At 44.8% G+C, this 14,649-nt stretch carries 10 protein-coding genes, 2 rRNA genes and 1 other annotated feature (1 of these 13 only partly in view); all 12 genes read left to right on the plus strand.

Annotated elements, in window-relative coordinates:
* Positions 1-101 precede the first annotated feature (101 nt).
* The 12 genes from M1M80_RS00550 (at position 102) to gltX (ending at position 14,491) form a co-directional block, all read left to right on the plus strand.
* A 23S ribosomal RNA gene (locus M1M80_RS00550) occupies positions 102-3,029 on the plus strand.
* A 54-nt stretch (positions 3,030-3,083) separates the two neighbouring features.
* Positions 3,084-3,199 (plus strand): 5S ribosomal RNA (gene rrf / locus M1M80_RS00555).
* Between the two features lie 244 nt (positions 3,200-3,443).
* Positions 3,444-3,908 (plus strand): transcriptional regulator CtsR, encoded by a 465-nt coding sequence (ctsR, locus tag M1M80_RS00560; protein ID WP_003242054.1) that lies wholly within the window; start codon positions 3,444-3,446, stop codon positions 3,906-3,908.
* Between the two features lie 13 nt (positions 3,909-3,921).
* Entirely contained in the window at positions 3,922-4,479 is a 558-nt protein-coding gene (gene mcsA / locus M1M80_RS00565) for a protein-arginine kinase activator protein McsA (RefSeq protein ID WP_060397787.1), read from the plus strand.
* Positions 4,479-5,570, plus strand: a complete 1,092-nt coding sequence (gene mcsB / locus M1M80_RS00570) for a protein-arginine kinase McsB (RefSeq protein WP_060397788.1) — start codon at positions 4,479-4,481, stop codon at positions 5,568-5,570. The genes mcsA and mcsB overlap by 1 nt, the downstream gene beginning before the upstream one ends.
* Complete coding sequence (gene clpC / locus M1M80_RS00575) at positions 5,567-7,999, plus strand: ATP-dependent protease ATP-binding subunit ClpC (RefSeq protein WP_060397789.1); 2,433 nt, start codon at positions 5,567-5,569, stop codon at positions 7,997-7,999. The genes mcsB and clpC overlap by 4 nt, the downstream gene beginning before the upstream one ends.
* A 90-nt stretch (positions 8,000-8,089) precedes the next feature.
* Entirely contained in the window at positions 8,090-9,466 is a 1,377-nt protein-coding gene (radA, locus tag M1M80_RS00580; RefSeq protein WP_003242044.1) for a DNA repair protein RadA, read from the plus strand.
* 3 nt (positions 9,467-9,469) lie between these two features.
* A complete protein-coding gene (gene disA, locus M1M80_RS00585; protein ID WP_003242042.1) occupies positions 9,470-10,552 on the plus strand; it encodes a DNA integrity scanning diadenylate cyclase DisA in 1,083 nt (360 codons plus the stop codon).
* 114 nt (positions 10,553-10,666) lie between these two features.
* On the plus strand, positions 10,667-11,767 hold the full coding sequence (locus M1M80_RS00590) for a PIN/TRAM domain-containing protein (RefSeq protein WP_003242040.1): 1,101 nt from the start codon (positions 10,667-10,669) through the stop codon (positions 11,765-11,767).
* Positions 11,768-11,781: 14 nt separating this feature from the next.
* Positions 11,782-12,480 (plus strand): 2-C-methyl-D-erythritol 4-phosphate cytidylyltransferase, encoded by a 699-nt coding sequence (gene ispD / locus M1M80_RS00595; RefSeq protein WP_003242038.1) that lies wholly within the window; start codon positions 11,782-11,784, stop codon positions 12,478-12,480.
* Positions 12,473-12,949 (plus strand): 2-C-methyl-D-erythritol 2,4-cyclodiphosphate synthase, encoded by a 477-nt coding sequence (gene ispF / locus M1M80_RS00600; protein ID WP_060397790.1) that lies wholly within the window; start codon positions 12,473-12,475, stop codon positions 12,947-12,949. Before ispD ends, ispF begins: the two co-directional genes overlap by 8 nt.
* 90 nt (positions 12,950-13,039) lie before the next feature.
* The gene (gene gltX / locus M1M80_RS00605; RefSeq protein ID WP_003242037.1) at positions 13,040-14,491 is read left to right on the plus strand and encodes a glutamate--tRNA ligase; all 1,452 of its coding nucleotides are present in this window, start codon (positions 13,040-13,042) and stop codon (positions 14,489-14,491) included.
* A 2-nt stretch (positions 14,492-14,493) separates the two neighbouring features.
* Positions 14,494-14,649, plus strand: a binding site (T-box leader) (it continues 76 nt past the right edge of the window).

Genomic DNA, 14,649 nt, shown 5'->3' on the forward strand with positions numbered 1-14,649 from the left:
TGAAGGATCATTCCTTCGAAACGTGTTCTTTGAAAACTAGATAACAGTAGACATCACATTCAATTAGTAAGACAAGATATCACGTAGTGATTCTTTTTAACGGTTAAGTTAGAAAGGGCGCACGGTGGATGCCTTGGCACTAGGAGCCGATGAAGGACGGGACGAACACCGATATGCTTCGGGGAGCTGTAAGCAAGCTTTGATCCGGAGATTTCCGAATGGGGAAACCCACCACTCGTAATGGAGTGGTATCCATATCTGAATTCATAGGATATGAGAAGGCAGACCCGGGGAACTGAAACATCTAAGTACCCGGAGGAAGAGAAAGCAAATGCGATTCCCTGAGTAGCGGCGAGCGAAACGGGATTAGCCCAAACCAAGAGGCTTGCCTCTTGGGGTTGTAGGACACTCTGTACGGAGTTACAAAAGAACGAGGTAGATGAAGAGGTCTGGAAAGGCCCGCCATAGGAGGTAACAGCCCTGTAGTCAAAACTTCGTTCTCTCCTGAGTGGATCCTGAGTACGGCGGAACACGTGAAATTCCGTCGGAATCCGGGAGGACCATCTCCCAAGGCTAAATACTCCCTAGTGACCGATAGTGAACCAGTACCGTGAGGGAAAGGTGAAAAGCACCCCGGAAGGGGAGTGAAAGAGATCCTGAAACCGTGTGCCTACAAGTAGTCAGAGCCCGTTAACGGGTGATGGCGTGCCTTTTGTAGAATGAACCGGCGAGTTACGATCCCGTGCAAGGTTAAGCAGAAGATGCGGAGCCGCAGCGAAAGCGAGTCTGAATAGGGCGCATGAGTACGTGGTCGTAGACCCGAAACCAGGTGATCTACCCATGTCCAGGGTGAAGTTCAGGTAACACTGAATGGAGGCCCGAACCCACGCACGTTGAAAAGTGCGGGGATGAGGTGTGGGTAGGGGTGAAATGCCAATCGAACCTGGAGATAGCTGGTTCTCTCCGAAATAGCTTTAGGGCTAGCCTCAAGGTAAGAGTCTTGGAGGTAGAGCACTGATTGGACTAGGGGCCCCTACCGGGTTACCGAATTCAGTCAAACTCCGAATGCCAATGACTTATCCTTGGGAGTCAGACTGCGAGTGATAAGATCCGTAGTCGAAAGGGAAACAGCCCAGACCGCCAGCTAAGGTCCCAAAGTATACGTTAAGTGGAAAAGGATGTGGAGTTGCTTAGACAACCAGGATGTTGGCTTAGAAGCAGCCACCATTTAAAGAGTGCGTAATAGCTCACTGGTCGAGTGACTCTGCGCCGAAAATGTACCGGGGCTAAACGTATCACCGAAGCTGCGGACTGTTCTTCGAACAGTGGTAGGAGAGCGTTCTAAGGGCTGTGAAGCCAGACCGGAAGGACTGGTGGAGCGCTTAGAAGTGAGAATGCCGGTATGAGTAGCGAAAGAGGGGTGAGAATCCCCTCCACCGAATGCCTAAGGTTTCCTGAGGAAGGCTCGTCCGCTCAGGGTTAGTCGGGACCTAAGCCGAGGCCGAAAGGCGTAGGCGATGGACAACAGGTTGATATTCCTGTACCACCTCCTCACCATTTGAGCAATGGGGGGACGCAGGAGGATAGGGTAAGCGCGGTATTGGATATCCGCGTCCAAGCAGTTAGGCTGGGAAATAGGCAAATCCGTTTCCCATAAGGCTGAGCTGTGATGGCGAGCGAAATATAGTAGCGAAGTTCCTGATTCCACACTGCCAAGAAAAGCCTCTAGCGAGGTGAGAGGTGCCCGTACCGCAAACCGACACAGGTAGGCGAGGAGAGAATCCTAAGGTGATCGAGAGAACTCTCGTTAAGGAACTCGGCAAAATGACCCCGTAACTTCGGGAGAAGGGGTGCTCTGTTAGGGTGCAAGCCCGAGAGAGCCGCAGTGAATAGGCCCAGGCGACTGTTTAGCAAAAACACAGGTCTCTGCGAAGCCGTAAGGCGAAGTATAGGGGCTGACGCCTGCCCGGTGCTGGAAGGTTAAGAGGAGCGCTTAGCGTAAGCGAAGGTGCGAATTGAAGCCCCAGTAAACGGCGGCCGTAACTATAACGGTCCTAAGGTAGCGAAATTCCTTGTCGGGTAAGTTCCGACCCGCACGAAAGGCGCAACGATCTGGGCACTGTCTCAACGAGAGACTCGGTGAAATTATAGTACCTGTGAAGATGCAGGTTACCCGCGACAGGACGGAAAGACCCCGTGGAGCTTTACTGCAGCCTGATATTGAATGTTGGTACAGCTTGTACAGGATAGGTAGGAGCCTTGGAAACCGGAGCGCCAGCTTCGGTGGAGGCATCGGTGGGATACTACCCTGGCTGTATTGACCTTCTAACCCGCCGCCCTTATCGGGCGGGGAGACAGTGTCAGGTGGGCAGTTTGACTGGGGCGGTCGCCTCCTAAAAGGTAACGGAGGCGCCCAAAGGTTCCCTCAGAATGGTTGGAAATCATTCGCAGAGTGTAAAGGCACAAGGGAGCTTGACTGCGAGACCTACAAGTCGAGCAGGGACGAAAGTCGGGCTTAGTGATCCGGTGGTTCCGCATGGAAGGGCCATCGCTCAACGGATAAAAGCTACCCCGGGGATAACAGGCTTATCTCCCCCAAGAGTCCACATCGACGGGGAGGTTTGGCACCTCGATGTCGGCTCATCGCATCCTGGGGCTGTAGTCGGTCCCAAGGGTTGGGCTGTTCGCCCATTAAAGCGGTACGCGAGCTGGGTTCAGAACGTCGTGAGACAGTTCGGTCCCTATCCGTCGCGGGCGCAGGAAATTTGAGAGGAGCTGTCCTTAGTACGAGAGGACCGGGATGGACGCACCGCTGGTGTACCAGTTGTTCTGCCAAGGGCATCGCTGGGTAGCTATGTGCGGACGGGATAAGTGCTGAAAGCATCTAAGCATGAAGCCCCCCTCAAGATGAGATTTCCCATTCCGCAAGGAAGTAAGATCCCTGAAAGATGATCAGGTTGATAGGTCTGAGGTGGAAGTGTGGCGACACATGGAGCTGACAGATACTAATCGATCGAGGACTTAACCACATTTTGAATGATGTCACACCTGTTATCTAGTTTTGAGAGAACACTCTCAATTTGTTTGGTGGCGATAGCGAAGAGGTCACACCCGTTCCCATACCGAACACGGAAGTTAAGCTCTTCAGCGCCGATGGTAGTCGGGGGTTTCCCCCTGTGAGAGTAGGACGCCGCCAAGCAATTGAAAAAAGGGCAGCTCATATGAGCTGCCCTTTTTGTATTCTGGTTTATTGGTATCATAAAATTTCATTTAATTGTATAATATAATAACTTTACACTGGATTTTAAATCGGCAATCAGGTTTTATGGACTGGGAAAATGGAAATAATAAAGGATAGAGCGAGAAAGTTGAAAATTCTCGAGAAACGCCTTATAGTAAGATTAAAGTCAAATATAGTCAAAGTCAGTAAAGGAGGGGGTTGAGTGGGACATAATATTTCTGACATCATTGAACAATATTTAAAACGAGTGTTAGATCAAAATGGCAAGGAAATTTTAGAGATTAAACGAAGTGAAATTGCAGATAAATTTCAATGCGTTCCTTCCCAAATAAATTATGTCATCAACACCAGATTTACAAGCGAAAGAGGATATATTGTTGAGAGCAAACGCGGGGGCGGCGGTTACATCAGAATCATTAAAATTAAAATGAACAATGAAGTTGTCCTGATCAATAATATTATTTCTCAAATTGGTATCCATTTGTCTCAAGCAGCCTCTGATGACATTATTTTAAGGCTATTAGAAGACAAGGTGATTTCAGAAAGAGAAGCAAAAATGATGGTCAGCGTGATGGACCGCTCGGTTTTACACATTGACTTGCCTGAGCGTGATGAATTAAGAGCGAGAATGATGAAGGCTATGCTGACTTCTTTAAAATTAAAATAAGCGGGTGAAAAGATTGATTTGTCAAGAGTGCCACGAGAGACCAGCCACTTTTCACTTTACAAAGGTTGTTAACGGAGAAAAAATAGAAGTTCATATTTGTGAACAATGTGCCAAAGAAAATAGTGATTCATATGGTATAAGTGCAAATCATGGTTTCTCTATTCATAATTTACTTTCGGGTTTGCTGAATATGGATTCTTCATTACAAAATACAGGAACTCAAATGTTCAGTCACTCGGAGCAAATATCTGCTTGTCCGAAATGCGGAATGACTTTTCAGCAATTTAGAAAAATCGGCCGTTTTGGATGTTCTGAATGTTATAAAACATTTCATAGCAACATTACACCTATCTTACGTAAAGTGCACAGCGGAAACACTGTGCATGCTGGGAAAATACCGAAACGTATAGGCGGCAATCTTCATGTCAGACGGCAGATTGACATGCTGAAAAAAGAATTAGAATCCTTAATCCATCAAGAAGAATTTGAAAACGCAGCTCATGTGAGAGATCAAATTCGTTCATTAGAACAATCACTCAAAAGTACAGATAGTGAGGAGGAACAGGAGTAATGTCGCTAAAGCATTTTATTCAGGACGCACTAAGCAGTTGGATGAAGCAGAAAGGACCTGAAAGTGACATTGTACTCAGCAGCCGCATACGTTTAGCAAGGAACTTTGAACATATACGGTTCCCTACGCGGTATTCCAATGAAGAAGCCTCATCCATCATACAGCAATTTGAAGATCAGTTTTCAGACCAAGATATTCCCGGAATCGGCAAATTCGTTTTGATCAGAATGAATGAGGCACAGCCTTTAGAAAAGCGTGTACTTGTTGAAAAACATCTAATCAGTCCGAATCTGACAGAGTCTCCTTTTGGTGGCTGTTTGCTTTCTGAAAATGAGGAAGTAAGCGTCATGTTAAATGAAGAGGATCATATTAGAATTCAGTGTCTTTTCCCTGGATTTCAGCTGTTAGAAGCAATGAAAGCCGCAAACCAAGTCGATGACTGGATTGAAGAAAAAGTTGATTATGCTTTCCATGAACAAAGAGGATACTTAACCAGCTGTCCTACAAATGTAGGTACGGGTCTAAGGGCTTCAGTCATGATGCATCTGCCGGCACTGGTTTTAACTAGGCAAATAAATCGAATTATACCGGCAATTAATCAATTAGGCTTAGTTGTTAGAGGAATTTATGGGGAAGGCAGCGAAGCAGTAGGGAATATCTTTCAAATTTCAAATCAGATCACGCTTGGTAAGTCAGAGCAGGATATTGTTGATGACCTTAACAGTGTTGCTGCCCAGCTGATTGAACAAGAACGATCTGCCCGAGAAGCGCTTTATCAAACCTCTAAAATTGAACTTGAGGATAAGGTGTATCGGTCTTACGGGGTCTTGTCCAACTGCCGGATGATAGAATCGAAAGAAACTGCAAAGTGCCTTTCAGATGTCCGGTTAGGCATTGATCTAGGCATTATTAAAGGACTTTCAAGCAACATACTTAACGAATTAATGATTTTGACACAGCCAGGATTTTTACAGCAGTACTCGGGAGGCGCTTTGCGTCCGAACGAAAGGGACATTCGAAGGGCGGCTCTCATCAGAGAACGGCTTCACTTAGAAATGAATGGGAAAAGACAGGAGGATGAATCGATATGATGTTTGGAAGATTTACAGAACGAGCTCAAAAAGTACTGGCGCTTGCACAGGAAGAAGCACTTCGTTTAGGTCATAATAACATTGGCACTGAGCACATTTTATTAGGACTGGTACGAGAAGGAGAAGGCATTGCTGCTAAAGCTCTTCAAGCGCTTGGACTTGGTTCAGATAAAATTCAAAAAGAAGTTGAAAGTTTAATCGGGCGCGGACAGGAAATGTCTCAAACGATTCATTATACTCCAAGAGCTAAAAAAGTCATTGAGCTTTCAATGGATGAGGCAAGAAAACTTGGTCATTCTTATGTTGGAACAGAACATATTCTTCTTGGTCTGATTCGCGAAGGAGAAGGTGTTGCTGCGAGAGTCCTGAATAACCTCGGTGTCAGCTTAAATAAAGCAAGACAGCAAGTGCTCCAGCTTCTTGGAAGCAATGAAACAGGATCATCAGGAGCAGGAACAAACAGCAATGCGAATACGCCTACGCTTGACAGCTTGGCAAGAGACTTAACTGCTATTGCGAAGGAAGACAGTCTTGATCCTGTCATCGGCAGAAGCAAGGAAATCCAGCGTGTAATCGAAGTGTTAAGCCGCAGAACGAAAAACAATCCTGTTCTCATTGGAGAACCAGGTGTAGGTAAGACGGCGATTGCAGAAGGTTTGGCACAGCAAATTATCAATAACGAAGTTCCCGAAATCTTACGTGATAAACGCGTGATGACATTAGACATGGGAACAGTGGTTGCCGGCACAAAATACCGCGGAGAATTTGAGGATCGCCTGAAGAAGGTCATGGACGAAATTCGCCAGGCAGGAAACATCATTCTATTCATCGATGAACTCCATACATTAATCGGAGCGGGCGGAGCAGAAGGTGCAATTGATGCATCTAACATTTTAAAACCTTCGCTTGCTCGCGGTGAACTTCAATGTATTGGGGCGACGACTCTTGATGAGTACCGTAAATATATTGAAAAAGATGCAGCGTTGGAACGCCGTTTTCAGCCGATCCAGGTTGATCAGCCGTCTGCAGATGAAAGTATTCAAATTTTAAAAGGCTTGCGTGATCGATATGAAGCTCACCACCGCGTATCAATTACAGATGATGCCATTGAAGCTGCGGTTAAGCTTTCTGACAGATATATTTCTGACCGTTTCCTTCCGGATAAAGCAATTGACTTGATCGATGAAGCGGGTTCAAAGGTGAGACTGCGCTCCTTTACAACGCCGCCTAACTTAAAAGAGCTTGAACAGAAGCTTGATGAGGTTCGTAAAGAGAAGGATGCGGCAGTGCAAAGCCAAGAGTTTGAAAAAGCAGCTTCCTTGCGTGATACTGAGCAGCGCCTGCGCGAGCAAGTAGAGGATACGAAGAAATCATGGAAAGAGAAGCAAGGACAGGAAAACTCAGAGGTTACTGTTGATGATATTGCGATGGTTGTTTCCAGCTGGACTGGGGTGCCTGTATCTAAAATCGCCCAAACTGAAACAGATAAGCTTCTTAATATGGAAAGCATTCTTCACTCTCGTGTCATCGGCCAGGATGAAGCAGTTGTAGCTGTTGCAAAAGCAGTCAGACGTGCAAGAGCAGGGTTAAAAGACCCTAAACGCCCAATCGGCTCATTTATTTTCTTAGGCCCTACAGGTGTAGGTAAAACAGAGCTTGCGCGAGCACTTGCTGAATCCATTTTCGGCGATGAAGAAGCCATGATCAGAATTGATATGTCTGAATACATGGAAAAACACTCAACTTCAAGACTTGTCGGTTCACCTCCGGGATACGTAGGATACGATGAAGGCGGCCAATTAACAGAGAAAGTCAGAAGAAAACCTTACTCTGTCGTGCTTCTTGATGAGATTGAGAAAGCGCACCCTGATGTTTTCAATATTCTTCTGCAAGTTCTTGAAGACGGACGGTTGACTGATTCTAAAGGACGTACAGTCGATTTCCGCAATACCATTTTAATTATGACGTCAAACGTCGGAGCAAGTGAGCTGAAACGCAATAAATATGTCGGCTTTAACGTTCAGGATGAGACGCAGAATCATAAAGACATGAAAGATAAAGTGATGGGTGAGCTGAAACGTGCGTTCAGACCGGAGTTCATCAACCGGATCGATGAAATCATCGTCTTCCATTCACTTGAGAAAAAACACCTGACTGAAATCGTGTCACTGATGTCTGATCAATTAACGAAACGCCTGAAAGAACAGGATCTTTCTATCGAATTGACAGATGCTGCAAAAGCGAAAGTCGCGGAAGAGGGCGTTGATCTGGAATACGGTGCCCGTCCGTTAAGAAGAGCTATCCAAAAGCATGTAGAGGACCGTTTATCCGAAGAACTCCTCAGAGGAAATATTCATAAAGGACAGCATATTGTTCTCGATGTAGAAGATGGCGAATTTGTCGTAAAAACGACTGCTAAAACGAATTAATATAGAGACGGAAATGAGGCATACAGCATGTAAGTGTATGCCTCACTTTCATATCAAGAAATAGAACAAGGGAGAGGTCTTACACTATATATGGCTAAAACAAAATCGAAATTCATCTGCCAATCCTGCGGCTACGAGTCTCCAAAATGGATGGGGAAATGTCCGGGATGCGGTGCTTGGAATACAATGGTGGAAGAAATGATTAAAAAAGCACCGGCCAATCGGAGAGCGGCTTTTTCTCATTCTGTTCAAACCGTACAGAAACCTTCACCTATTACATCAATCGAAACATCAGAAGAACCCCGGGTTAAAACCCAGCTTGGCGAATTTAACAGAGTGCTCGGCGGGGGCGTCGTTAAAGGTTCACTCGTTCTAATCGGCGGCGATCCCGGTATCGGAAAGTCAACGTTATTACTGCAGGTTTCCGCTCAATTATCAGATTCATCGAACAGTGTGCTGTATATTTCGGGAGAAGAATCGGTCAAACAAACGAAACTGAGAGCAGACCGTCTCGGCATAAATAATCCGTCGCTGCATGTTTTATCTGAAACCGATATGGAGTATATTTCGTCTGCTATACAAGAGATGAATCCAGCGTTTGTCGTTGTTGACTCTATTCAAACGGTTTACCAAAGCGATATCACATCAGCTCCCGGCAGTGTGTCACAGGTCAGGGAATGTACGGCTGAGCTGATGAAAATTGCAAAAACAAAAGGCATTCCGATTTTTATCGTAGGGCACGTGACGAAAGAAGGGTCCATCGCGGGGCCGAGACTGCTGGAGCATATGGTTGACACTGTTTTATATTTTGAAGGAGAACGTCACCATACTTTCCGTATTTTGCGGGCTGTAAAAAACCGTTTTGGATCTACAAACGAAATGGGCATTTTCGAAATGCGCGAAGAGGGGCTCACTGAGGTTTTGAATCCTTCAGAAATTTTCTTAGAAGAACGCTCGGCGGGATCGGCAGGCTCGAGCATAACTGCTTCTATGGAAGGCACAAGACCGATTCTCGTTGAAATCCAGGCGCTCATCTCGCCAACAAGCTTTGGCAATCCGCGGCGTATGGCAACGGGAATAGACCATAACAGGGTTTCACTGTTAATGGCTGTGTTAGAAAAAAGAGTTGGGCTGCTGCTGCAAAATCAGGATGCTTATTTGAAAGTGGCCGGCGGCGTTAAGCTTGATGAACCGGCAATTGATCTTGCCATTGCGATCAGTATTGCGTCAAGCTTTAGAGACACACCTCCAAATCCTGCAGATTGTTTTATAGGAGAAGTGGGATTAACCGGAGAAGTCCGGCGGGTCTCAAGAATTGAACAGCGTGTGAAAGAAGCGGCTAAGCTTGGTTTTAAACGCATGATCATACCCGCGGCAAATCTGGATGGATGGACAAAACCAAAAGGGATTGAGGTTATCGGAGTAGCAAATGTTGCAGAGGCGCTTCGTACTTCATTAGGAGGATAATAGATGGAAAAAGAGAAAAAAGGGGCGAAACACGAGTTAGACCTGTCATCTATATTGCAGTTTGTTGCTCCGGGTACTCCGCTCAGAGCTGGAATCGAAAATGTACTGAGAGCAAATACAGGCGGTCTGATTGTTGTTGGATATAATGATAAAGTAAAAGAAGTGGTGGATGGCGGTTTCCACATTAACACTGCTTTTTCTCCGGCACATTTATATGAGCTGGCTAAAATGGATGGGGCGATCATTTTAAGTGATTCTGGTCAAAAGATCCTATACGCCAATACACAGCTGATGCCTGAAGCCACAATTTCTTCATCAGAAACAGGAATGCGGCACCGCACCGCCGAAAGAGTAGCTAAGCAGACCGGCTGCCTTGTGATCGCCATTTCTGAAAGAAGGAATGTTATAACGTTATATCAGGAAAGCATGAAGTATACACTAAAAGACATAGGGTTTATTTTAACAAAAGCGAATCAAGCCATTCAAACTCTTGAAAAATATAAAACGATTCTGGACAAAACCATTAATGCATTGAATGCTTTAGAGTTTGAGGAACTTGTTACATTCAGCGACGTTCTGTCTGTGATGCACCGTTATGAAATGGTATTGAGAATCAAAAATGAAATTAACATGTATATCAGGGAACTGGGAACAGAAGGTCATTTGATTAAGCTGCAAGTCATTGAACTGATTACGGATATGGAAGAAGAGGCCGCTTTATTTATTAAGGATTATGTGAAAGAAAAGATTAAAGATCCATTTGTTCTCTTGAAAGAGCTGCAGGATATGTCCAGTTATGATTTGCTGGATGATTCCATTGTTTATAAACTTCTCGGTTATCCGGCTTCTACAAATCTTGATGATTATGTATTGCCTAGAGGATACAGGCTGTTAAATAAGATACCGCGTCTTCCGATGCCGATTGTTGAAAATGTTGTAGAAGCATTTGGAGTCCTCCCAAGGATTATTGAGGCGAGTGCAGAAGAATTAGATGAAGTAGAGGGAATCGGTGAAGTACGAGCCCAAAAAATCAAAAAAGGTTTAAAACGCCTGCAAGAGAAGCATTATTTAGACAGACAGCTGTGATTTCGGTTAAAACCTTATGAATACGGGTATATAAATGTTGGTTTTTGTTTATTCTGATATTCGTAGGATGCATAAAACCTTGTGAAATAAAATGTTTAAAAAGGAGGTGGGGGTATGTTAAAACGAATAGTTCAGGCGTTCTTCATTATCTTTGGCGGCGTTGTTGGTATATTTTTAATACCTGAATTGTTTGTACTGTTAAGTATACAGGACATACCTTTAATAACTAACGCATATACGTCTGCGGCAATAGGTGCAATTATCTTTTTTCTCATCAGTATATGGGGTACAGATTACGTTGTGAACTGGGTGAAGTGGATAGAGGATTCATTGTTAAAAGCGCCGGTTCCAGATTTGTTATTTGGAAGTCTTGGCCTGGTTTTTGGACTTATAATCGCTTATCTTATCGTAAATGTTATTCCTTTAGACAATATACCTTACCGCATATTCAGCACAATCATCCCTGTATTTTTAGCGTTCTTCCTCGGTTATCTCGGCTTCCAGGTGGGCTTTAAGAAAAAGGATGAACTGATCAGCCTGTTTTCTATTTCTGCCAGAATGCAAAAGAAAAAAGGAACAGCCGATGAAGAACATGAGGTTCAGGACAAGAAGCTGAAAATTTTGGACACAAGTGTTATTATTGATGGGAGAATAGCAGATATTTGTCAGACTGGTTTTTTAGAGGGAATAATCGTGATACCGCAGTTTGTCCTTGAGGAATTGCAGCACATTGCTGACTCTTCAGATGTTTTAAAACGAAACAGAGGACGCCGCGGTCTTGATATCCTGAACCGCATTCAAAAAGAGTTAGACATTGAAGTTGAAATTTATGAAGGCGACTTTGAAGATATTCAGGAGGTTGACAGTAAGCTCGTTAAACTCGCTAAGCTGACATCCGGGGTCGTCGTGACGAATGATTTTAATTTAAATAAAGTATGCGAGCTTCAAAAGGTAGCAGTATTAAACATTAATGACCTTGCCAATGCGGTCAAGCCTGTTGTGCTTCCTGGCGAGGAAATGAATGTTCAGGTCATTAAGGACGGGAAAGAGCATAATCAGGGAGTTGCCTACTTGGATGATGGTACGATGATTGTCGTTGAAGAAGGACGCAATTATATCGGCAAACATATTGATGTACTCGTTACAAGTGTGCTGCAGACAGCAGCGGGACGAATGATTTTTGCTAAGCCCAAGCTGTTGGAGAAGGCGCTGTAAAGGGAGAAAAAACAATGAGTTATGATGTGGTCATTCCTGCAGCCGGTCAGGGAAAACGGATGAAGGCAGGGAGAAATAAACTGTTCATTGAGCTGAAAGGAGACCCGGTGATCATTCACACGTTAAGAGTGTTTGACAGCCACCGGCCGTGCGAAAAAATCATTTTGGTGATAAACGAGCGCGAGCGGGAGCACTTTCAGAAATTGCTGACCGATTATCCGTTTCAAACCGCTATTGAGCTTGTGGCAGGCGGAGATGAGCGCCAGCACAGTGTTTATAAGGGGCTGAAAGCCGTAAAACAAGAAAAGATTGTCCTTGTACATGACGGCGCCCGCCCTTTTATAAAACATGAACAAATTGACGAACTGATCGCAGAAGCGGCACAGACAGGAGCGGCCATCCTTGCTGTCCCGGTAAAAGATACGATTAAACGCGTTCAAGATTTACAAGTCAGTGAGACGATTGAACGTTCAAGCTTGTGGGCTGTCCAAACGCCACAAGCTTTTCGTCTTTCTTTATTAATGAAAGCTCACGCTGAGGCCGAGCACAAGGGATTTTTAGGGACGGATGACGCCAGCCTCGTTGAACAGATGGAAGGCGGTTCGGTCCGTGTTGTAGAAGGCAGCTATACAAATATTAAGCTGACGACGCCAGACGATTTGACGTCAGCTGAAGCTATCATGGAATCAGAAAGTGGGAGTAAACATGTTTAGAATTGGACAAGGATTTGATGTGCATCAATTAGTGGAGGGCCGTCCTCTGATCATTGGCGGAATTGAAATCCCGTATGAAAAAGGGCTGCTCGGCCATTCTGATGCAGATGTATTGCTTCATACTGTCGCTGACGCTTGCCTGGGAGCTGTGGGAGAAGGCGACATCGGCAAGCATTTTCCTGACACTGATCCTGAGTTCAAGGACGCTGACTCTTTTAAATTACTTCAGCATGTCTGGAGGATCGTGAAACAGAAGGGGTATGTCCTTGGAAACATTGACTGCACCATCATTGCGCAAAAGCCGAAGATGCTGCCGTACATAGAAGATATGAGAAAAAGAATCGCTGAAGGGCTCGAGGCAGACGTTTCTCAAGTGAATGTAAAAGCAACAACGACAGAAAAGCTTGGATTTACAGGCCGAGCGGAAGGAATAGCGGCTCAGGCGACAGTACTGATACAAAAAGGCTAACTTGTTTTGATGCCGGGTCTATTTGGTGGTAGAATAGATTCATACATTTTTGCCTGAGGCCATACATGACATGAAAGGAAGTATTTGAAAATGGGAAACGAAGTACGCGTCCGTTATGCACCGAGTCCAACCGGACATTTGCATATTGGAAATGCCAGAACGGCGCTTTTTAATTATTTATTTGCCCGCAATCAAGGCGGTAAGTTTATTATTCGTGTTGAGGACACTGATAAAAAGCGCAACATTGAGGGCGGAGAACAAAGCCAGCTGAATTATCTGAAATGGCTTGGTATTGACTGGGATGAGAGTGTGGATGTCGGCGGTGAGTACGGCCCATACCGTCAGTCAGAGCGTAACGATATCTATAAAGTGTACTATGAAGAGCTTCTTGAAAAAGGGCTTGCTTATAAATGTTACTGTACGGAAGAAGAGCTTGAAAAAGAGCGTGAAGAGCAGATTGCCCGCGGAGAAATGCCGCGTTATTCCGGAAAACACAGAAATCTGACTCAAGAAGAACAGGATAAATTTATTGCTGAAGGCAGAAAGCCAAGTATTCGTTTCCGAGTGCCGGAAGGAAAAGTGATTGCCTTCAACGATATCGTAAAAGGCGAGATTTCTTTCGAATCAGATGGCATTGGCGACTTTGTTATTGTGAAAAAGGACGGAACGCCGACCTACAACTTCGCGGTAGCTATTGATGACTACTTAATGAAAATGACACACGTATTGCGCGGTGAGGATCATATTTCTAACACACCGAAACAGATTATGATTTATCAAGCATTCGGATGGGATATTCCTCAGTTCGGACACATGACGCTGATCGTAAATGAAAGCCGTAAAAAGCTCAGCAAACGCGATGAGTCCATTATTCAATTCATTGAGCAGTATAAAGAGCTTGGCTACTTGCCGGAAGCGCTGTTCAACTTTATCGGCCTGCTTGGATGGTCACCGGTTGGAGAAGAAGAGTTATTCACAAAAGAACAGTTTATTGAAATTTTTGATGTAAACCGTTTATCTAAATCACCAGCTTTGTTTGATATGCATAAGCTAAAATGGGTTAACAACCAATATGTGAAGAAGCTGGATCTTGATCAGGTTGTTGAACTGACTCTGCCGCATTTGCAAAAAGCCGGCAAAGTTGGCACTGAGCTTACTGCTGAAGAACAAGAATGGGTTCGTAAACTGATTTCCCTGTATCATGAGCAATTAAGCTACGGTGCGGAAATTGTTGAGCTGACTGATTTGTTCTTTACGGATGAGATCGAGTATAATCAAGAAGCAAAAGCTGTTCTGGAAGAGGAACAGGTCCCTGAAGTGCTCAGCACATTCGCTGCGAAGCTTGAAGAGCTTGAGGAGTTCACTCCGGATAACATCAAAGCATCGATCAAAGCAGTGCAGAAAGAAACTGGCCATAAAGGGAAAAAATTGTTTATGCCGATCCGTGTTGCTGTAACGGGGCAAACTCACGGTCCGGAACTGCCGCAATCAATTGAATTGATCGGTAAAGAGACTGCAATTCAGCGTTTAAAAAACATCTAAATAGATGATTGTTGACAGGGAAGAGTATAAAGCTTTAGGCCATTACAGAAAGGATCTTCATTGGCTGAGAGAGATCCATGAGCCGGGTTTTAGAAGTGCGCCCTTAAGACCTTTGAAGAACGTTTTTTCAAAATCAGTATTCAAAGGCGGCCGCCGCC

The organism is Bacillus inaquosorum (genome assembly GCF_023238325.1).
Taxonomy (GTDB): domain Bacteria; phylum Bacillota; class Bacilli; order Bacillales; family Bacillaceae; genus Bacillus; species Bacillus inaquosorum.

What these genes read in the sequence shown, in the direction of transcription:
- disA (WP_003242042.1), top strand. Translation starts at nt 9,470, where the DNA reads ATGGAAAAAGAGAAAAAAGGGGCGAAACACGAGTTAGACCTGTCATCT.
- radA (WP_003242044.1), top strand. Translation starts at nt 8,090, where the DNA reads ATGGCTAAAACAAAATCGAAATTCATCTGCCAATCCTGCGGCTACGAG.
- clpC (WP_060397789.1), top strand. Translation starts at nt 5,567, where the DNA reads ATGATGTTTGGAAGATTTACAGAACGAGCTCAAAAAGTACTGGCGCTT.
- ispF (WP_060397790.1), top strand. Translation starts at nt 12,473, where the DNA reads ATGTTTAGAATTGGACAAGGATTTGATGTGCATCAATTAGTGGAGGGC.
- mcsB (WP_060397788.1), top strand. Translation starts at nt 4,479, where the DNA reads ATGTCGCTAAAGCATTTTATTCAGGACGCACTAAGCAGTTGGATGAAG.
- ispD (WP_003242038.1), top strand. Translation starts at nt 11,782, where the DNA reads ATGAGTTATGATGTGGTCATTCCTGCAGCCGGTCAGGGAAAACGGATG.
- gltX (WP_003242037.1), top strand. Translation starts at nt 13,040, where the DNA reads ATGGGAAACGAAGTACGCGTCCGTTATGCACCGAGTCCAACCGGACAT.
- M1M80_RS00590 (WP_003242040.1), top strand. Translation starts at nt 10,667, where the DNA reads ATGTTAAAACGAATAGTTCAGGCGTTCTTCATTATCTTTGGCGGCGTT.